Raw genomic sequence first — 20,498 nt, 5'->3', positions numbered from 1 at the left:
AAAAAATTCGCGGATAACTTGTGCTCTATATAGAAATCCCATTGTTTTTATTTCGTAATTTTTGATTAAGGGATGCATCACGTGGAAGCGCAGCACGCAGCTGAGCGACGTCTCAAAGTACTGGTGATTGCCCCGTCCTTGGACGGCAATGATCTAAGCGAGCCCGAATGGGCCTATCGCTGGGTCGAGGCTTTGTCGCGCAAAGCAGATGTGACGGTTCTGGCATCCTCGCGCGAGGGCGCGGTGCCACTGGAAAAACAGCTGCCCTCGGCGCGCGTGATCACATGGCCAGAAATCCGCTGGCTCTACCAGAAATTCGAACGGTTCAACGCGATGGCCAAACCTGGCCTGCCTTTCTTCGTGCGCCAGTGCCGCCGTTGGATCAAAGCGGCGCTTGCCAATGGCGAACACTTCGATGTGGGCCATCAAATCCTGCCCCAAGGGATGCGCCACGCCTCAGCTTTTGCGGATTTTGACATCCCCTATGTCATCGGCCCTTTGGGGGGCGGTCTCAAAACGCCCACAGGCTTCGAGGCCGAGGTGAATGCCTCGCGTGGATTGGCGAACCGGCTACGCGATCTCGATGACTTCCGGCTCAGGCACGACCCTGCCCTTCGCAGGACCTATCAGAAAGCCGCTCTGGTTTTAGGCGTCGCACCATATGTCCAAGATCGCTTGGCCGAGGTTGGCTTGCAGCGGTTCCATGCGTTGCCGGAGCGTGGATACGGCAGCTTTGCCCCCCAGATTACCCGCCAATCCGCTGTGGGCCAGCTCACCCTTTTTCACGCCGGCAGGGTCATCCGCACCAAGGCACTGCGCGACACGATCCGCGCCCTAGTGCATCTGCGTGATTTGCCTGGCGTGCGCTTGGTGACGGCAGGCGACGGAGAGGACTTGCCGCTCTGCCGCGCCGAGGCAAAAAGCCTTGGCGTTGCGGACCGGATCAAGTTTTTGGGCCGCATCCCCAGAGGCGCGGTCGAGCAGCATTATGCCGCCGCCGACGTTTTTTGCTTTCCCAGCTTTCGTGAACCCATGGGCGGCGTCTTTTTCGAGGCGATGGCCCACAGTCTACCGATTATTACCGCCGCGAATGGCGGGCCCGATTTCCTGATTGATGACAGCTGCGGGATCAAGGTTCCAGTCACGACCCCCGATCAATTTTCGCGGGGAATTGCGGATGCAGTCCGCAAGCTTGCGATGAACCCTGACCTACGCCAACAGCTCGGCGCTGGAGCTCGCGCACGCCTGCAGTCTTTTGGCAGCTGGGACGACAAAGCTGACCTGATGTTAACCTTTTACACACAAATCATAGCGCAAGCTCACTCTAGACCTCTGCCCGAGCTGGAAAGAGCCACCTCATGAACACACCAGATTTGTCGATCGTGATCGTCGAATGGAATACCATCGATCTGCTGCGGGATTGTTTGCGGTCCGTATATGACAACGCCGCCGGTCTGGATCTGGAAGTGATCGTCGTGGACAACGCCTCGACCGACGGTTCCCCAGCTATGGTCGAGTCTGAATTCCCGCAAGTTATCCAGCTCAAGAACACCGACAACCGCGGTTTTGCTGCTGCGAACAACCAAGGGTTTGAGCACTGTTCAGGGCGGCATGTCCTGCTGCTGAATTCCGACACCTATGTTCTGTCTGACGTTCTACTGCAATCGGTCAAATATCTGGATACCCACCCCAAGGTAGGCGCGATGGGTTGCCGCGTCCTGAACCCTGACAAAACCATGCAGCGCACCTGTTCTATGTGGCCGCGTCTCTTGGATCTCGTGTTCATGTCTTCTGGGCTTTGGAAACTCAAAAAGCCACAGTTCTTCGGCCGTTACCAGATGACCGGCTGGCAGCGGAACACTGAACGAGATGTTGAAGTTATATCTGGATGCTATCTGATGGTGCGCCGAGAGGTTTTGCAAAGCGTCGGCCCGCTGGATGAGGATTTCTTCTTCTTTGGCGAGGAAACTGATTGGTGCCGTCGCATGCGCGATGCGGGATGGCAGCTCAAGTTCGCGCCAGTTGGAGAGATCGTGCATTACGGCAGTGCATCGGCGCGTAAGCTTAACCACCGCCGTGATCTTATGCTGACGGATGCAACGATCCGCTTACACAGGAAACACGGCGGCGCTGGGTCTGCGGCAGCAGCATGGGCGATACTCTTTGGTTTCAACCTGTCGCGCGCCGCATTCTGGAGCCTGCGCTCGGCCTTGCGCGCCCAAGGGGCATCGGATCGCGCCCGCCACTTCCGCAACGTCGTCTTTGGAATGGTCAAAGCTGAAATATGAAATCTCCCAGATTGCACATCGTCGGATCGTCCCCACGATCCGGCACCACTCTGCTGTTTGAACTGATCTCTGCATGCTTCGACATTCAGAAGGTCGGAGACCACGAAGTCAGCCTTTTCAGCGCGCCGCGCACGATCACCGGACCCTATGCGTCGAAAAAGCCGACCGATTTAATCCACGCCGCACGTGTCCTGCGCTGGGACCCACAGCTGCACGTGATTTACATGCAGCGGGATCCTCGGGACGTGATCGTGTCAGAACACGGAAGCCGGCCCGGAGAATATTGGTGCGACTTTGATGTCTGGCGTCGGAATCAAGCGCTGCGTCACAAGATTGGGAACCATCCAAGGGTTTACGAGTGCCGCTATGAAACGCTCGTTCGAGATCCGGATGCAGAGCAAGAGCGGATTGCTGAAGCTTTCTCTTTTCTCAACCCGCTTCACCGCTTTTCGGAATTTGAGCGAGTGTGTCATACCACCGACAGCGCAAACCTCGCCCTGAAGGGGGTGCGATCCGTCTGCGACAGCAGCGTCGGTACATGGCGCCGCTATCTGCCACGGATCGCCGCCCAACTTCAAAGCCATCCGGACATGGCAACTGCGCTCGTCGACGCGGGCTACGAAGCAGATCTGTCTTGGACAGGGGAGCTACAGAATGTGGCGCCAGATCACCGCGAAAGCGTACGCAGTCTGCATAATGTGCTGCGGGACAAGTCCCCTTTGGCCAAGGCGACAGCTCGGCTGATACGCCGCGGTCGAACCCTACGCGACGAAACTCTGTACGCGTTTGGCTATCGCCGCGCACTCTGAGATCAGGCCGATGCAAGCTTTCCGAAGTCTGCGTTCGTCTCCAACAGCTCATCATATGAGCCGCGAGCGACAATACGTCCTTTGTCCAACATAATGATTTGATCGCAAGCACGAACTGTCGGCAGCCTATGGGCGATCATGATCACCGTTTTCATGCCTGATAGTCCGCGAATAGAGTTCATCACGGCCTGTTCCGTCGGCCCATCCAAAGCAGATGTCGCCTCGTCCAGTACCAGAACGTCAGGATCGTGATACAGCGCCCGTGCCAGGCCGATCCGCTGCCGTTGACCACCTGACAGGAGCGCGCCCCCTTCGCCGACTTGGCTAGCATAGCCTTTGGGTAATTTTGTCACGATGTGCTCGTGAATTTGCGCAAGCTGAGCGACGCGTCGCACACGGTTCGGGTCAATGTCCCGTTCAGGCACACCAAACGCAATGTTCGCCGCGATGGTATCATCGCTTAGGAAGATGGTCTGAGGAACATAACCAATGTTCTGTTGCCAAGCACCGAGCTTTCCTTCGCTCAAGGGAACCCCGTCAACCAAGACATGCCCTTGAGTTGGCAAAAGCCCAAGCAAGATGTCGAGCAATGTGCTCTTTCCAGCGCCCGTCCCACCCACGATGCCTAAAGAAGACCCCGCGGGAATGGAAATTGACACGTCGGACACTGCAGGCCGTATTGCACCAATGAACCTATAGCCAACGCCCTCTGCACGTAGGTCACGCTTTAGTCGAAGCCGTTGATCGGCCAGATGCGTGCGCGAAGGCATGTCCTCGTTCAATTGGCGATGGACGCGCTTAAGCGCATCGTGTGAAAACCGGAGTAGACTAATGTCAGCGAAAATCTGTTGGAGGGCCGGGAAAAGCTTGAGGCTCGCAACCCCGAACAACCCAAAGAGCGGCATGAGCTGTGCTAAAGCTGCGTTGCCAGTGGCGTAACTCGTCAAAACGAGCGTCACGAAGCCTCCATAGATCACCGCTTCCAAGGCGAATTTTGGCAGCTGTCCTAGAACGATAGCACTGGTGTGTGCCTCCGCCATACCCTTGGCGGGGCCGCGAAATCCCTCCAGCGCTTCCTCTTCTCTCCCGCTCGCTTTGAGCTCTTTGATCCCTTCGCCGATCTCCGACACATGTCGAAAGCGCGCCTGATTATGCTCTACTCTTTTTGCACCTGCTTTTTTCAGGGGTCGGCGCAAAATAAGGATGACCAAACCGTAAACAAATGCGAGCAATGCGGTGGCAGTCGCGGCGACAGTTGGGTTTGCGACAAACAAGACTGCCGCGATCAAGAGCGCGACGACCACGTTTGTCAGCAGCATGATGGCAGGCAGAATGGACTGCTGCACCACCAGATCGACTTCGGACAACAAAGACTGGCTTAGATCCACAGATGTCCGGCCAAGATGCCAATCATATGGCCGGTGCAAATGCCGTGCGAGAAGGCGCCGCGCAATAGAGCGCCCGCGCATCATCGCAAATTTGGTTTGAATATATGACCCAAGGGCGCGAAACCCCATGCCTAGCAAGAGAATGCAAAGAACACCCAACCCGATCATAGCTGTGAAACGTTTCGCGTCCTCGATGCCAGTCATCTCTGCCAAACGGGCAAATTCGCCGCGCTCTGCGATCAAACTCGGGTCACCAACAAGCGCCAGAAAAGGGAAGATCGCGGCAACGCCACCCATTTCGAAGGCAGCCATCAGGACCGACAGAGCGATTAAGGTTAGGAAACGCTTTCGTTCTGCGCCCTGCAGCACGCCCCAGATCAGTCGGTAGTTTTGAAACATCGAACTGGACACCCGTCCGACGCGGGAAAATACCCGCCGGAAAATGAGAAAGAATGGGCTGAGCTTATGCCTTAAAATCAATGGGGTCCAAACAATTGTGCAGCGTTCTCTGCCTTGCGGACGGACGACAGAACCGCAATCGGTGGCGACTGTGGCTGGGTCGCTGGCAAAGCGTTCATCAAAGCAGGCAAGACAAGCTGCCGCGCACCTTCTGGGCTCAGGTGGTCATCATCCGCATACTGTAATGGAAGGCTGGTGAGGTCTTGTTCTGTTTGATCCTGCGCGCGGAGGCTCATGAATTCAGCCCCGTGCTTTCTTGCGATTCTTGCCAGTGCGGCATCGGCTGAAGCCAAGCGAGGCATCGGATCATGGGGCAAGTCTACGTCGCTCCAACGTCCTAGCGTCCTGCTGTGCGCCAGATAGGCTTGCGGTAGATCCAGCCCAAGCTCGGGCACAGAACCGATTAGGACAACGCGCTTGCCCATCATACGGAGGTTCGAGACAGTGGCAGAGAGGGCCGATGCAGCCTCGATACGCTGACCATCAGACGATGCGAGGCGGAACTCTCCGCCCGCCTCTCCGGGCGCGCGTCCACCGGTAAGCATCAGCGGCCATCTCGCATGCATGATGATGGTTTCTACAGACCGGTTCTGGCGCAGCCAAGCCATGAGCGCGGCGTTTTTCGCAGCACACCCATGCTCCGAAGCACGGTCGCTCCTGTTCACGCCAAGGATGGGTGGGCACCCTGCTTTGGTCGCTGCAACGGTCGGGCGCCCCGTGACGATTGCCCACTCCGAGAATGCAGGCAGCGCAGCGCCCGCGTGGGAGTCGCCCCATACCAAAACCCGGGGCACCCGCTGCGGAAAATTCAGAGTGCATGGCGCGTCCATCGGGCCGCGCGACATGCAATCGGCGTGCAGCGCGGGCGCTTCTGTCGCAGTTTCGTAAACCGCCAACACGTCCGAAGGGATCCGAGTGGGCGCGCCACCACTACCGAATGCAGCCACAGAAAGACACAGAAGCGAAACGCAAATTGGGGTCAGAACTGCCGCTGTCACGGGCAAACTGCGGTGCCTCCGCATAGGTTCTTCGACCAAGCGGCGGGTCAGGTATGCTAGGGCAAAAGAGATAGCGATCGACACTAGCCCCAGCACGATGGGAAGATAGTAGATACCTGTGAGCAGCCGGAGCCCAACTTGCACCGGCCAGTGCCAGAGATATAGGCTATACGATAGCAGGCCGATCGCCACAAAAGCGGTGCTTCCCAGGACCTTGGATACGCTGTTTTCACGTACCCCGCCGGCAATCACCAATGCAGCCCCAAAGACCGGCAAGAGTGCGTGATAGCCGGGCACCTCTGTGCCTGCGTCAAAAGCAATGACCGCACCAAAGATCATCGCCAAACCAGTACCAACCGCGATAGCGGCAACCCGGTGTCCCAGTATTGCCGGCGCTATGGCAAGCAGAGCGCCCACGCCGAATTCCCAAGCCCTAGCGGGCATCAGGTAGAAGGCCGCTGTGGGATGCTTTCCAGTGACTTCCCAAGCCCCCAAAAAGCCGGCCCCGGTCAGGAATAAAAGCAAAAAAGCGGCTGTCCTGTTTGAGAAACGGAGCAGCCCAATAAGCAGAATGGGGAAGATAAGATAGAACTGCTCTTCGACCGCAAGCGACCATGTGTGAAGAAGCGGGGTGATCTCTGCAGCCGCGCCGAAATAGTTGCCGGTGTTTTGCCAAAGCCAGACGTTGGACCCCAGCATCAGGACGGAAAGAACAGACTGCCCGAGGGCTTCTAGCCCGTTGGGTGGCAACAAGAGCCAGCCCATCAAAACCGTCGCGACCAGTACAGTGAATAGCGCGGGCAAGAGCCTTCGGATGCGCCGAAGATAGAATTCTGCGAGGGAAAATCGCCCTTCGCGCAACTCATCACGGAGCAGCGCGGTAATGAGAAAGCCTGAAATGACAAAGAAAACGTCCACACCGACGAATCCACCCTCGAAACCCGGCAGACCGGCATGTTCCAAAACAACAGGCACCACCGCGACTGCTCGAAGCCCATCAATGTCTGGTCTATAGGAAATCGCCAAGGGTGCAGCCTCCGACTGGGAACTCCGGTCAAAGACTGCGTTGCCTTGGTTAAAAAAAGGCTAAAACGTCAGGATGCGATTGGAACGCCAATCACCCCGCATCCATGGCTCGGTATTCTCTGTGGTGTGATTGTCACGGCGCCACCGGCAGCCACCAGACCCGCCGCAAAAGAGGTAGCGTAGACGTTTCCCGCACCTTCAACCGAAACGTAATCCATTCCCGAAAACCCCAATTCGCCTGCGGTATCAACACCGTATGCCAAAGCTGCCGCGACTCCTCCGCTCGCACCCTCCAGAGTCAAAGAACCCGTACCAATATCTGACTGCGGCAGTCCGATTTCACGCCCCCGAATGCGCCAAATCGAAATTGCACCGCCTAACGGCTGCTTTTCCCAACTGCATTGTAAGGAAACCAAAGGCGTTTCTGGCGTCTCGAAAATCGTCACCACTGACGCAGAGAGCGCGACACGGGTCGTGACCTCTTGAACACCGCGATAGAGCACCTGCGCCGTTTGACCGTTCAGCGAAACACTGTCGGGATAGGCATTGCCACTTGATCGGTGCGCCGCTGTCAGAAAGAGAAGCTGGTCACCCGACTGGATGTCGTACGCGGCAACGTCAAAGCTGTTCCAATCAGGGATGCCCGCACTTTGCCAAACCAAAGCGACAGCAGGATGCGACACCGCACCAGACAGCTTTGAAAACGCTTCAAAATACATTTGACCCAACGCTTCTTGCCCCGCGCGGTCAAAGTGCATGCCATCGCCGATGTCCGTCAAACTGTCATACTGCGCCCCGTCCTGCGCTCGCGCTGTCGACAGGGCAGGCACGCAGTCGGGCAGCGCTCTGATCTGCGCGCGCACTCGGTCAAAATCAGAGCTGGACGTACCGCTAAAATTCCCTGGTTCGCCCCAAACGAATGGCAACTCTACTCCATAGCGCTCCCTAAGCTGTGCAATCAATTCCACCGCATTCCACTGATAACACGCATTCTTCTGGCCCGCGTCACGCTCTCCGTTTTGCATGATGCCGGCGATGATTTCAGCTTTTGGGGCCTGAGCAAGGAGCGCATCCAAAAGTCGTGTTGTTTCGTTGTAGAGCGGCCCAGTACCATCCGCGTACCACTCATCCTTGAAACCCGTACCGCCTCGCGCAACTGGCAAAATGTAGAGCGGACGATCCGGATGAGCCTGACACCAGTGTGTTGCAAAGACGCGCACCGCATGGCCCGGTCCCCTGTCAAAATCCGTGGTTGCACCGGGGACGCTTGGCAACCAAGTCAGATTCTTGGTCGGCGGCACCAAGGCCTCTGAAGAAGGATCAAAAATCTGGACCTGACTTGGCCAAACCGCTGTTGTATCTGCCCCTGAGCGGTCCACCATGTTGGATTGCCCCATCGCCAATAACACGGCGGGCCGAACGGTGGCCTGAACGTGGCGGTGATTTGAAACGCTAGAGCCTACTGAAATCTGCATGCCGCACCTCTTTGTTGCCCCGAGGGCATTGGAAATCCAGCAGAGTGTTTGTGAAGAATTCTTAAGCGGCAGAAAAAGCGCCGCGCGCTACGGTCGCACGCCAGTGATTTGCCCAATCATCCAGAGCCCACGCACCGCACGCAGTCGAAGCAGCGTTAGAGCCGTAAGAACTTTTTCAGACACACAGAGTTTGTCAGTGCTCACAACTCGGGGCAGATGCGCGATCCCTGAAATCATGACCAACGCGGAGCGCACTGCCCATCGGATTTTTCCGTAGGGCTTTCGCCTTTGATCTGACCATGCTTCTTGCGTCAAACGCCGCCATTTCCGCCGCAACGCCATCCAATCCGACCGCGAAGGATGCCCCACGCGCAAACGCGGCTCGTAGACAATGTTCGCGCCCGCCTGAACGGCGCGATTGCACCATTCTTTGTCCTCTGGCACGCCATCGATGAACGGCCCCGCGCGCTCGAAAAGTTCTCGTGTTGTCAGCAAGTTCGCTGTCACAGCGAAGCCCATCTGTTCGACATATGCCTGGCAATCAAAGGCAAAGAGCGCTTCGAACCCCTGCGCGCCGCTTCTGCGGCCCATGCTTTCATCAAAAATCTCGACCTCGCCTCCGACAATACTCGCACGATCACACACCACACGCGCTTGATCCAGCCAGTCCAGCGCGGGAACGCAATCAGCATCCAAGAACCACAGGCGCGGTGCGGTCGTCTCTGCGACTCCGCGATTGCGGGCGCTTGCGGCACCTTTGAGCGGCTCTAACACCAATCGAAGCCCCGGAAATTCACCTGAAACCACAACGGCAGGTGACGACCCGTTGTCCACGACCACCACCTCGACATCCTCTGGGACGCCAGCATGCCAAAGTGCCCCAAGGCACCGCTGCAACCGTTCATGATCATTGAAATGGGGAATGATTACAGCGGCGAAGGGTCGCCTAGTAATAGTCATGGTAAGAGCCGGTGTACTCGTCGGAATAGTTACATTTATTCAAGACGATCCCCGCCACGTTGGTTAGATCTGCCACCTGACGCTCCAAGATATCTATCTGCTTAAGAGGTGTTTTTTCTGCCTCAATCACGATCAGAGCCGCATCAACCAAGCGCAGAAAACCGTGGGCGTCGTCTGCCACCATCATCGGCGGCATGTCGAACAGTATCAGATCGGTAGAGTATTTTTCCTCAATTTGACCGATCAATTCCGCCGTCCGTGCGCTCTGCAACAATTCCGCAGGTTGATGGACAGGCAGGTCGTTCATCGCAAAGCCCATGTTCGTGCCGAGCCGCCGTACATGCTGCTCGAACGCCACTTCCCCGCGGATCACTTGCCCCATGTTGGTCTGCAGATGCTGGCCCAGCAGACGCGCCATCGAAGGCCGCCGCAGATCGAAATCGACAGCAAAAGTCCGCAGGTCTTTTTGACGGGAAAAGGACAGCGCCAGATTTGCGACGGTTGTCGATTTTCCGGCGTCCGCGTTCGCGGAAATGATCGCTACTCGTTTCCAGCCATGTTGACGCACAAGCCGCAGCAACTTCGTTCGAAGCAGGTCAAACGGAGCTGCGTCCGCCCCGCCTTTGAAGGCGAAAAGTCGGTGGAGCTGCCATACGTCAGTATTCACCTCTAGCTCTGGCAGAGCCTGCCAAACGTCGTCGATCATCGAAGAACGGCGACGGCGAGTTGGTATCACACTCCCGCGCGCTTTGCGGCGGGGCGCTTCTGCCGCTCCGCCTTCGCGCTGTGCTCGCGCCTTCTGCAAGGCGGCCTGTAGTCGTTCCATCGCCGTCTCCTCAGCCTCTGAGATGCAGTTTGTCCATGACCCGCGCCGCAATCAGGTCGAGCGGAAGGTAATGAACGTGCAGTAAGTAGATCATCGCCGGAATCACCGTGACCCCAACCAAAACCGCAGCCCCAAAGGACAGCCGCCGGATCATCCTCTGGCGGCGTGTGCGCAAATAGGGAATGGTCGCAATGGGTGTGACCCCTAAGCGCCGAACGAGGTCAGCCGGACGACGCACCGTCCGGTTCAGCATCTCTAGCGCAAAGATCAGCCCGAGGCCGACCGCGATGCCCAAGAAGGTGCCACCGCCCGCGATCAACGGCCTATTCGGCTTGGTCGGAGCTGAGGGAGCCGTTGGCTGTTCGACCACAGTGATCCGACGCCCGCGCGACAGCGCCTCAATCCGCTCGCCGGTCGAGGCACGCGCCAAACGATCGACCGCTTGATTGTACTGTTCTTGAATGTTCCTGTGATCGCGCTCCAATGCATCTAGCGCGATCGCATTCGCTGGGGTGACAGCGATGCTCTCGGTCAAAGTCTGCATCTGGGCCTCCAACTGCGCCTTTTGCTCTTCCAAGAAGGCAAGGCGCGTGTCCGCTTCTTCCATCTGCAAGCTAAACATGGCACGCGCCGGATCCTGATCCGCCGCATCATCCTGATCGATGCCAGCGCTCACCAACTTTTGCGCTTGGGCGACTTGAGCCTTCAGCGCCAGCACACGCGGATGGTTATCGGAATATATCGAAGAAAGGCCGCTCAGCTCCGCTTCTAGCGTTCTAAGACGCATTTCTTCAGGCGTTTGCGCCGCCCCCGTCTCCACCCGGCCCGTTGAGTTAAAGACGTGTACCAACCGTTCTTTCTGCTCACTCAGACTGGTGATCTCGTGCTGAATTTGCAGTAGGCGTTCTTGCTGGTTCAGCAATACCGTTCGGCGATACTCCAGACTTTCCGGCAAGGCATCGGCGTGTTCGTTCTTAAAGCTCAAGATTTTTGCACTCTGAGCGCTCAGTTCAGATCCTAGTCTATTCACCTCTTGGTCGAAAAACTCTTGGGTCTGACCCGCACGCGTTGTGCGGTACTGCGCCTCTTCGCGCAAAATCAGCGTCAAATACTCGTTCAGAACACCTGCTGCCTTCTGCGCATCAGTTGCCTCAAAGCTGATGAGCATCAGCGTCGCCTCTTGGCGCCCGCCTGAGATGCGAATACTCGTCCGCGCGCGCATGGCGTCGACGATCTGATCCGGCGACATTTCACCAACATTTTCAGGCACTTGAATCCTGCGCGATATCTCGAGCAAGTTTGCCCGTGTCAGCAATCGCGTCTCAAAAATCTGCAATTGCTCCTGTGCCGAGGTTTGAACCGTCGATTCGGCCAGATCTCCGGGGATTTGCGAACTTTCGACCAAGAGTCGCACTTGGCTCACATAGGCCGGCGGCAAACTGATCGCAGTGAGAATAGCGAGGGTGGAAATCCCCCCTGCCACCACCAAAAACCATGGCAATCGTCTAAGAAAGATCGCAAAGGCGTACTTCACTTCGTGCATCAAGCTTGTTGCTCCTTCTGAGCCCCACCCAAAAGTTGCGCGCCAAAGAACACCTTGTCCTGAAGCACCGCCTCGACCGTCTCGGCCGACACAACTTCTTCGTCATCCGTCCAAGCGTACATCAGGGACAAATCGCATAACTGATTGACTAACCGCGGAATTCCGTCGGTATTCTTGTGGATCAGTGCCATCGCGCCGTCCGAAAATTCATCGCCAGATCCGCCAGCTGACTGCAGCCGGTGACGCACGTAATCCTGCACTTCCTCGCCGCGCATAGGCCCCAAGTGGAAACTCGCGGCAATCCGCTGCGCGACCTGCTTGAGCTTGGGGCGCAGGATGCGATCACGCAGTTCGACTTGACCCACGAGGATCAGCTGAAACACCTCATCCTGACCTGAATTCACGTTGGTCAACATGCGCAACTCCTCAAGCGCGTCGACGGACAAGTTCTGAGCTTCGTCGATAATCAGAATGACACGTCGTCCGCTCGCATACTCCTGCACCAGAAAATCCACAAAAACCTGATACCGATGCACATCGTCTGGATGATCTTCAGGCACCTGAAGGCCAAAGGCATTCAGCACCCAGCGCATCAGGTCCTCCCGCGCACCGGCAAAATTCGAAATGAGACCAACCGACAGATCCTCTTCCATGCGGTTCATCAACTGTCGCAGCAAAGTGGTCTTTCCCGACCCAATTTCACCCGTGACCAGCGTAATCGGCGCGCGTGACAAAATTCCGATTTCGAGAACCGAATACGCACGGCGATGCTCAGGGGACCAGAACAAGAAGTCGGGATCAGGAAGCAGGGTGAACGGGCGCTGCTTCAACCCGAAATGGGCAGCGTACATGGCACCGGAAGACATACACAAAAACCTTTTAGAAAAATCAGCTAACACGTCACCTCGCCCGAAAATACGGAAGGCGATAGTCGGTCGCAGTGCTGCTAGCGTAGCCGTCCCACCCAATGCGGAATGGCAGCGCCAGATCAGGCGCAGCATTCAAATCCCTATGGCGAAGAAACAAAACAACCACGACACCGACCCGCGAAACACATACGAATAACGAAGCAATATTGTGCTTAACTTACAATTAATGCAACAGAGCAAATAAATATCAATTTCATAGTGTCTCTGATTGATAACTCAAAGAAAACAGTCACTCTGAAATCACGCCATTAACCAAATTTAAATACGCCGCGATTTATCTTGACTGGTTGGACCCAAACTCGCTGGACCACAGCGCACCAAAAATTCAACAAACATCTGATTTAATTTAAATATCTTGGCTTCACGCAGCCCGAAAACTCAACACAGAAACGCGTTCATCCGAAAATTTCTTGAAAAATCAGACGTAAAATCAGAGGATTTAAATGCGGCCATACCCGCAAATATTATTTTAGTACATTTATGGTTCATCGTTAACCAAATTTGCATGTTTCTCGGCACGAATTGTGCCGGCTCCGTATCGATTTCTATCGGACGAGCATCGTCGCTGGTCCTGTTTTGTGTTTAATGAGTTGGGTGTCATGATCTTATCAGACAGTTTTTCGGCCTCCCAAAACCAGCCTCTGGGTTACGTGAGCAGTCCTCCACCAGCCTACTTAAGGCCGGATCAAACGTATGCCCTATATTACAAACGCGCCTTCGACATTTGGCTCACAGGAATGCTCCTGTTGCTGGCCGCGCCTTTCTTGCTTCCCATCGCGCTGGGACTGAGCGCGCTCATCTCCTTTGACGGATACAATCCGATTTACACTCAACGCCGGGTCGGGCGGCACGGGCGGATCTTTCGAATGTTCAAGTTCCGCACCATGGTGCACGACGCAGATAAGCGGCTCGAAGACTATTTGGCGCGCAATCCGGATGCCCGCGAAGAGTGGGAAACCCATCAGAAACTACGCTACGATCCTCGCATTACGATGGTTGGCCGGTTTCTTCGCAAAACCTCGCTCGACGAGTTGCCTCAACTGCTAAATGTCCTGCGTGGTGAAATGAGCCTTGTCGGTCCGCGCCCCATGATGGTGGAACAGTCCGCCTTTTATCCCGGTCGCGCGTATTATCTGACCCGCCCCGGGCTCACTGGTCCATGGCAAGTGTCCGACAGGCACAGCACCAGCTTTATCGATCGGGCGGCGTATGACGACGCCTACCTGCACAAACTCAGCTTTCGCACCGATCTTCGCCTTCTTTTCAGTACTATTTTCGTCGTGCTGAGAGGGACCGGGGTCTGACCCCTAATAGACATTCTTCAGGGACGCTTTTCAGTGACCAGACTTTTCCTTGCCCTTTCTCTCATCCTGACTTTGACCGCTTGTGACTCGTCAGAGGAACGCGCTGAAGAGCATTACCAAAACGCACTTTCCCTAGTGGCCGATGGCGATTCACCAAGAGCGCTGATTGAGCTTCGCAATGTACTCAAGCTGAACAACACTCATTTGGAAGCAAGGCGGCTCTACGCGGACACTGTAATCGCGGCAGGCGAAGTGGCCGAGGGTCTGGCGCAGTACATGCGCTTGGTCGAGCAGCAGCCGGAGGATGGCGCAGCGCAACTTGTAACTGCGCGTCTGCTGATGGAAAGCTTCTCATACGAAGAAGCCGAGCCGTACGCGTCCAATGCGTCCACGCTGCTGCCCGACACCCCAGAAGCGCGAGCGATCGACGCGGCTGTCGACTACCAACTTGCCCTCCGCGCGAAAGATGCGCAGACACAGCAGAGCGCGATCACGCGTGCCGATCAAATTCTTCAAGATCACCCAGACCAGTTTTATGCCGCCCAAACAGTGATGGCAGGCCTGATCGAGGGGGGACACTGGTCCAGATTGCTTGATCAAGCAAATGCGACCCTAAAGTTTCATTCAAAAAGCTTACCGATCCATCGCGCGCGCCTCATGGCGCTCGAACGACTCGGGGATCTGAGAGGGATGGAAGACGCCTTACTCCAAATGGCGGAGAACTTTCCCGAAGATCCCAGCCTAGGTGTGAAGCTCGTGAATTGGTATACGCGCCAAGGTCGCTTGGCCGACGCAGAACGCTGGCTAAGAGAGCAAACGGGGACCGAGCCGGAAGCACGCGAATTACTGATTGCGTACATCAAGGAAACCCGCGGACCAGAGGCCGCTTTGACCGACTTGAACCTATCACTTTCCGCGGAACCTGAAGCCTTTGACATCGCCGCGCATCGGGCGCGTTTTCAGGCGCTTCGTGCGGCTCTGCGCTATGAATTGGGTGAGACAGCCGAGGCGACCTTGGAATTAAAAGCTCTGCTCAAAGACGCCCCCGAAAGCGAAGCCACCGACCGCACACGCATCGCCCTTGCCGCTATCCTGAGTGAAACGGATCAGCATAGCGCGGCCCAAAAGCTTGTGACTCAAGTCTTGAACCACGACCCAGCACAGGTTGATGCGCTGCGCATGCAGGGCGATTGGTTGATTGATGAGGACAAGACAGGCGACGCGATAATCACGCTTCGCAAAGCGTTGGATCAAGAACCCGATAACGCGCTGGTTCTGGCGACCCTTGCGCGCGCATACGAGCGCGAAGGCAGCCAAGACCTGATGTCAGACGTACTCATGCGGGCGGTTGAGTCTGCAAGTTACGATCCCACCTTAACCCTACAGATGGTGGAGGTGCTGCGGACCCAAGGCCAATTGCCCGCCGCTGAAAATCTGACCTTGGAAGCGTTGCGCCGTCAAAATGCCAATCTCCAACTCCTTGGCACGCTGACGGAAATCCACATCGCGATGGAGGATTGGGGCCGCGTTACGCAAGATATTCACCGCCTGCGACAACTTCGGAGCGACGCGGCAGCCCACCTTGCAGACCAGCTCGAAGGGCAGCAGTTGATCCAGCGCCGCAAGACCAAAGAGCTGATGCAGTTTGTCGAGAACCAATTGGACAACGATACGACCGGTGCCGCTATGGTGATCCGGAGCATGATCCTAGACAATCAGATGGCCGAAGCTGCGGACTACGCCAAGGCGGCTTACACCGCACAGCCAGAGGATCCGGTTGCCTCTTTCCTTTATGCAACAACATTGGGGCACATCCATCAGGACGCGGAGGCCATCGCGCTCTTTCGCTCGTTGGTCACAGATGATCCAACGCTCAGAGACGCATGGATGGCCATGTACAATCTGCACCAGCGCGCCGGTAAGATGAAAACTGCCCTTTCGGTGATCGAAGAGGCGCTAGATCATCTGCCCCAAGACGCGGGCCTGAAATGGATACACGCAAGCCATATGCAGGCGATCGGGGAGACGGATCAGGCAATCGCCATTTACGAAGACCTATACGCCCAAGACAGCGGCCAAGAGATGATCGCAAACAACTTGGCAAGCCTTCTTTCCACCGAACGCGATGATACGGACAGCCTGAATCGCGCCTATCTAATCGCGCGTCGACTGCAGGGCTCGACCTACCCCCCCTATCAGGACACGTATGGCTGGATCGCTCTGAAACGGGGCGAAGTCGCGCAAGCTCTGGAGCATCTGGAGCCGGCGGCTTCTGCGCTGAACGGAGATCCAACCGTTCAATACCATTTGGGCATGGCGTATGTCGCGGCGGGTCAGGCACAAAGCGCTCAAACCACCTTGGTATATGCCTCCGAATTGCTGATGGATCATCAGGACGAAATGCCAGAACTACAGGCACAGGTGACAGCCGCGCTGGCCTCTTTGGCAGCCGCCCCGTCAGAGATTGTCACCGAGTAAGCAAATATCATCGCAGATTTGCAGAAAAGCGGCGAGACTTGCGTCTGAGTTGTTTATTCGAAAGCTGATATAACGTATACTTGCAATGGCTTTTGTTTAGGTAAAACGGCGACTTTGCAGCGATCTGCCACAGCGCTCTTCTCATCCCCCGCCGTGTTTAACGAGGAAAAAAGATGGCATTTCTCCGGACCCTGCGCAGTGTCCTGCGCCTCGCGTTTTTGGCTTTTGTACTGGCGTTCTCCGCCATCGGGTCAGGCGCGACTGCTGATAACTACCGGATCAAAGCCGGCGACACCCTCCAGATCGAAGTCCTCGAAGATACAAATCTGAGCCGTCCGGTTCTGGTTCTACCTGACGGCAACATAACCTTTCCGTTTGCGGGAACGATCCGTGCGGCAGGACGAACCATCGGCGCTGTACAATCTTCGATTGTGTCGCAATTAGCGCCAAACTTTAATGTCTCGCCTAACGTTTTTGTCAGTGTCGCGTCGCTAGCCCCACCCCGCGCACCAACCGTCCCGATCATCCGGACCTACGGTGTTTACGCTATGGGGGAAATCAACACACCTGGCCGTTTGGACATCGACACCAAAGAAGGCGTTACCATCCTGCAGGCTATCGCGACCGCCGGCGGCTTTACCCGTTTTGCAGCGACAAACCGTATCGAACTGCGCCGCGTTAATCCCAAAACGGGCCTCGAGACGACGTATATCTTCGACTACAAACGGGGGCGGGGTATCTCTGGCGCAACACCTCTCCAAGAAGGAGATGTAATTGTGGTTCCCGAACGGCGGCTTTTCGAATAAAGTTGTTTCAAACCCGCAAAATAGCGGGAGCTCTGGAAATTAGGGCGTTTGAGGCAGCATAGTAGGTCGATCCAGTGCGATCACCTGCGCATAGGAAAGTTCAGGCGATGAGGTCGAGTCAGCGGCTCTATCAAGTATTCTCGTTTTCGACAGTTACACTTCTGGCCTATACGGCGTCCGCTCAAGAGGACGGCTCGTTGGGCAATGAGACGCGATTTGGCATCTCCTCTGAACTAAGCAGCGAAAGCAATGCCGCGATGGACCGCCCGTCCGAGGGCGACACCAACACCTTTGCCACGACCCTAAGCGCGGGCATCAGCCGCCGGACCAGCATCGAACAGTTGGACATCGAGGGCTCTGCCGCTCTGACCTTCTCCGAAGAGCCGAACGACTCCGTTCAAGATGTCACAGATCCGAGCTTGCGTCTGTTCTACCAGCGCGAGGGCGCTGGCAGTACTCTGCGCGCCGTTAGCCGTGCCGAAGAGCAGGACGTCACCTCGGTCTCATCGATTTATGACCCCGAAACAGGCGAAGTCACGATCACGCCGGACGACGGGCGGCGGCGTCTCCTGAATCAGTCGGTCACGCTGGAAATGCTCAAGGATATGCCGATTGAGCTCGACATCTCTGCCGAGCGCGGGGATGTGCGCTACTACGACACAACCGCGCCGACCTATTACGACAGCAGCACCGCTGGCGGAAGCTTGGCCACGCGACTTCGGCTTTCTCCGGTCACTACGATGAACGCACAGCTTCGGTACAAGTACCACGAGGCCGACAACCTGCAAAACACCGAACGCGAGACCCGCAGCGGCGAAGCTGGCATCAACTATGCCATCGATCCGACGAGCGCGCTCAGCTTTGCCACGGGGTACACCACGGTCTCGACCACGGCCTCTGGCCTAGAAGAGGAGGAAGCGGGCGCGACTTTCAACCTCGGCTACGACAAGGAACTGATCCGCGGCACAATTGGTATCGATCTCGATCGTGAGATCGCGGCCACGGGCGCGCGCGATGCCCTGACTTTTACGCGCAGCGTCGAAATGCCGAGCGCTGCATTGGCAGGCGAATTCGGCCTGAGCCAAAATGAATCCGGTGATAGCACTTGGATCGGGAAGATGACCTACAGTCGTGAATTCAAGCGCGGCACCTTCGGGATGAACTTGATGCGTGACGTCAGTGCCACGGACACTGGCGGTGACCGCGTCGTGTCGACCCTTGGCTCCGCGTGGACCCACGAAATCAACAGCTTGTCACAACTGTCGCTAAACGGAAACTATGGAGAGGTTGATTATCTGAACGGCAGCAACCCAACCTCGTGGCAGGCCGATCTGTCGCTGGATTACGACCACCAGTTGACACGCGACTGGGTTCTGACAACGGGCGTCAGCCAGCGACGCAACATGCAAGAAGGCCTTGATGACGCAATTTCAAACAAGGTCTACATGCAGATCAGCCGCGATTTCACGTTTAGCCACTGATCCTACATTAACCGAATATTAGGAACAATCTTGCCTGATGGGGCAACATTGGTTCCGGTTTCATTAGGCGCAGTCAGTCTACTCTGTTAGGGTGACTGCGTTTTTATGAGTTTTTTTCGGGTAGGCACGATGGCATTTTCATCGACAGAAGCACGCGCTATACGCGGCGGGCAGAGCCGCTTTTCGGGCGGGTTTTGGGGAATTCTCCTGCTCTCGCTCAGTTCGCTGCCAATCTTCTGGCTTGGATTTGCGGATCTATTGGACGCATGGAGCCGACCTGAATACAGCCACGGGCCACTGATCCCGATCATCTCGCTCTATCTGTTCCTGCGCGAACTGCGAGAGCTTCCTCCTGCTGACCCTGCACCAAAAGACCGTGTACTCGGGATCGGCGTGACCCTCGCTGCACTCTTGGTCGCCCTACTTGGAAATGTGACCCGAATTCCCGATATCGTCACCTATGGGTTCATCCTGTGGATGGCGGGAATCGTTTTGACCTATTTTGGCGCGAGACGTGGGCGTTTGCACATGCTGCCCGTGTTTCATCTGATCTTTATGCTGCCCCTACCGCAGTTCCTATACTGGAACCTAACGACATTCTTGCAGGGCGTTAGCTCTGAAATGGGCGTTTGGATTGTGCGTGCGTTTGGTGTCCCTGTTTACTTAGAGGGCAACATCATCGACCTTGGGGTCTACAAACTGCAGGTTGCCGAAGCCTGCTCTGGCCTGCGTTATCTATTCCCAATTCTGAGCTTTTCATACCTCTTTTCAATCCTGTACAAAGGGCCGCTCTGGCACAAAGCCATACTCTTGCTGTCTGCTGCACCGCTTACGGTCGCTATGAATTCCGTGCGGATCGGGATCATCGGGTTGTTGGTCAATAGCTATGGCATCGAGCAAGCCGAAGGCTTTTTGCACTTTTTCGAAGGCTGGGTCATCTTTCTGACCTGTATCGCCATCCTCTTCGCGATGGCGTGGCTTTTGCAGAGGACGGAACGTGCACCCCGCCCCCTTCTTGATGCGCTTGATCTAGATTTCGACGGACTGCTGCCAATTGTCAGTCGCGTCACCCAGATTGCAGCATCGCGCGCGGTCTACGGGAACACGGCGGTGACGATCGGACTGGCCGCGACTTGGGTCCTTTGGCCAAGCACGGCGACGACAACGATCCACCGCGAGCCATTCGTCCTCTTTCCAAGAGAGATCGGACCTTGGCATGGGAGCACCTCGACGCTCGAGCCCGAAATTGAGCGTGTGCTCGCAGCAGACGACTATCTGAACGCGCATTTCGTTGACTCGGACACCGGTCGCGCAGCAAACATGTTCGTGGCCTACTATGCTCGTCAGACCGAAGGCCAAGGCATCCATTCCCCTGAGGTTTGCTTGCCTTCGTCAGGTTGGGAAATCTACGAGATTGCGCCCTATACGCTACAAACTACGGGAATGTATGGGGCATTCTCAGTAAACCGCGCGATCATCCAGAACGGGACCGCGCAGCAACTCGTGTACTACTGGTTCGAACAGCGTGGCAAACGGCTCACCAACGATTTTAAGGCAAAGCTGTCTGTCCTGAGCGATAGCCTCATCCAAGGCCGCACCGATGGCGCCTTGGTCCGCTATGTGACACCGATCTATCCGCACGAAGTCATCGCGCAAGCTGATGCCAGACTACAGGATTTGGTAGAACGAAGCCTGACCCGCTTGCCAAACTTCGTTCCGTTTTAGGAT

15 protein-coding genes are annotated in these 20,498 nt (G+C 56.3%); 8 read left to right on the top strand and 7 right to left on the bottom strand.

The features are described 5' to 3' along the window. Positions 1-81 precede the first annotated feature (81 nt). From N4A58_RS12650 to N4A58_RS12640, 3 genes are read left to right on the top strand one after another with little or no spacing between them, the layout of a single operon-like run. Positions 82-1,362, top strand: coding sequence for a glycosyltransferase (locus tag N4A58_RS12650; protein WP_293710119.1), 1,281 nt, complete (start codon positions 82-84; stop codon positions 1,360-1,362). Continuing rightward, a complete protein-coding gene (locus N4A58_RS12645) occupies positions 1,359-2,288 on the top strand; it encodes a glycosyltransferase family 2 protein (RefSeq protein WP_293710117.1) in 930 nt (309 codons plus the stop codon). The genes N4A58_RS12650 and N4A58_RS12645 overlap by 4 nt, the downstream gene beginning before the upstream one ends. Continuing rightward, positions 2,285-3,097, top strand: coding sequence for a hypothetical protein (locus tag N4A58_RS12640; protein WP_293710115.1), 813 nt, complete (start codon positions 2,285-2,287; stop codon positions 3,095-3,097). Before N4A58_RS12645 ends, N4A58_RS12640 begins: the two co-directional genes overlap by 4 nt. Positions 3,098-3,099: 2 nt before the next feature. Here the strand turns inward: N4A58_RS12640 and N4A58_RS12635 are convergent, their stop codons facing one another. The 7 genes from N4A58_RS12635 to N4A58_RS12605 form a co-directional block, all read right to left on the bottom strand. After that, the gene (locus tag N4A58_RS12635; RefSeq protein WP_293710113.1) at positions 3,100-4,728 is read right to left on the bottom strand and encodes an ABC transporter ATP-binding protein; all 1,629 of its coding nucleotides are present in this window, start codon (positions 4,726-4,728) and stop codon (positions 3,100-3,102) included. Between the two features lie 233 nt (positions 4,729-4,961). Beyond that, entirely contained in the window at positions 4,962-6,968 is a 2,007-nt protein-coding gene (locus N4A58_RS12630; RefSeq protein WP_293710111.1) for an acyltransferase family protein, read from the bottom strand. 68 nt (positions 6,969-7,036) lie between these two features. Beyond that, entirely contained in the window at positions 7,037-8,443 is a 1,407-nt protein-coding gene (locus tag N4A58_RS12625) for a sialate O-acetylesterase (protein ID WP_293710109.1), read from the bottom strand. Between the two features lie 87 nt (positions 8,444-8,530). Further along, positions 8,531-9,403, bottom strand: coding sequence for a glycosyltransferase (locus N4A58_RS12620; protein WP_293710107.1), 873 nt, complete (start codon positions 9,401-9,403; stop codon positions 8,531-8,533). After that, a complete protein-coding gene (locus N4A58_RS12615) occupies positions 9,390-10,229 on the bottom strand; it encodes a CpsD/CapB family tyrosine-protein kinase (RefSeq protein WP_293710105.1) in 840 nt (279 codons plus the stop codon). Before N4A58_RS12615 ends, N4A58_RS12620 begins: the two co-directional genes overlap by 14 nt. Positions 10,230-10,239: 10 nt before the next feature. Further along, entirely contained in the window at positions 10,240-11,772 is a 1,533-nt protein-coding gene (locus N4A58_RS12610) for a lipopolysaccharide biosynthesis protein (protein WP_293710103.1), read from the bottom strand. After that, positions 11,772-12,773 carry an AAA family ATPase gene (locus tag N4A58_RS12605; protein ID WP_293710101.1) on the bottom strand — a complete coding sequence of 334 codons (1,002 nt, stop codon included), beginning with the start codon at positions 12,771-12,773 and terminating at the stop codon, positions 11,772-11,774. The genes N4A58_RS12610 and N4A58_RS12605 overlap by 1 nt, the downstream gene beginning before the upstream one ends. 527 nt (positions 12,774-13,300) lie before the next feature. On the opposite strand from N4A58_RS12605, the gene N4A58_RS12600 reads away from it, so the two are divergent. The 5 genes from N4A58_RS12600 to xrtD all read left to right on the top strand — a co-directional run bounded on the left by N4A58_RS12600 (position 13,301) and on the right by xrtD (position 20,495). Beyond that, the gene (locus tag N4A58_RS12600) at positions 13,301-14,005 is read left to right on the top strand and encodes a sugar transferase (protein ID WP_293710099.1); all 705 of its coding nucleotides are present in this window, start codon (positions 13,301-13,303) and stop codon (positions 14,003-14,005) included. Positions 14,006-14,038: 33 nt separating this feature from the next. Then, a complete protein-coding gene (locus N4A58_RS12595; protein ID WP_293710097.1) occupies positions 14,039-16,483 on the top strand; it encodes a tetratricopeptide repeat protein in 2,445 nt (814 codons plus the stop codon). Between the two features lie 173 nt (positions 16,484-16,656). Beyond that, the gene (locus tag N4A58_RS12590; RefSeq protein WP_293710095.1) at positions 16,657-17,289 is read left to right on the top strand and encodes a polysaccharide biosynthesis/export family protein; all 633 of its coding nucleotides are present in this window, start codon (positions 16,657-16,659) and stop codon (positions 17,287-17,289) included. Positions 17,290-17,396: 107 nt separating this feature from the next. After that, a complete protein-coding gene (locus N4A58_RS12585) occupies positions 17,397-18,770 on the top strand; it encodes a hypothetical protein (protein ID WP_293710093.1) in 1,374 nt (457 codons plus the stop codon). A gap of 129 nt (positions 18,771-18,899) precedes the next feature. Beyond that, complete coding sequence (gene xrtD / locus N4A58_RS12580; RefSeq protein ID WP_293710091.1) at positions 18,900-20,495, top strand: VPLPA-CTERM-specific exosortase XrtD; 1,596 nt, start codon at positions 18,900-18,902, stop codon at positions 20,493-20,495. The last annotated feature ends 3 nt before the right edge of the window (positions 20,496-20,498 follow it).

The sequence above is a fragment of the Donghicola sp. genome (assembly GCF_025210255.1).
GTDB classification, from domain to species: domain Bacteria; phylum Pseudomonadota; class Alphaproteobacteria; order Rhodobacterales; family Rhodobacteraceae; genus Donghicola; species Donghicola eburneus.
This window is presented reverse-complemented; position numbering and strand designations above follow the sequence as displayed.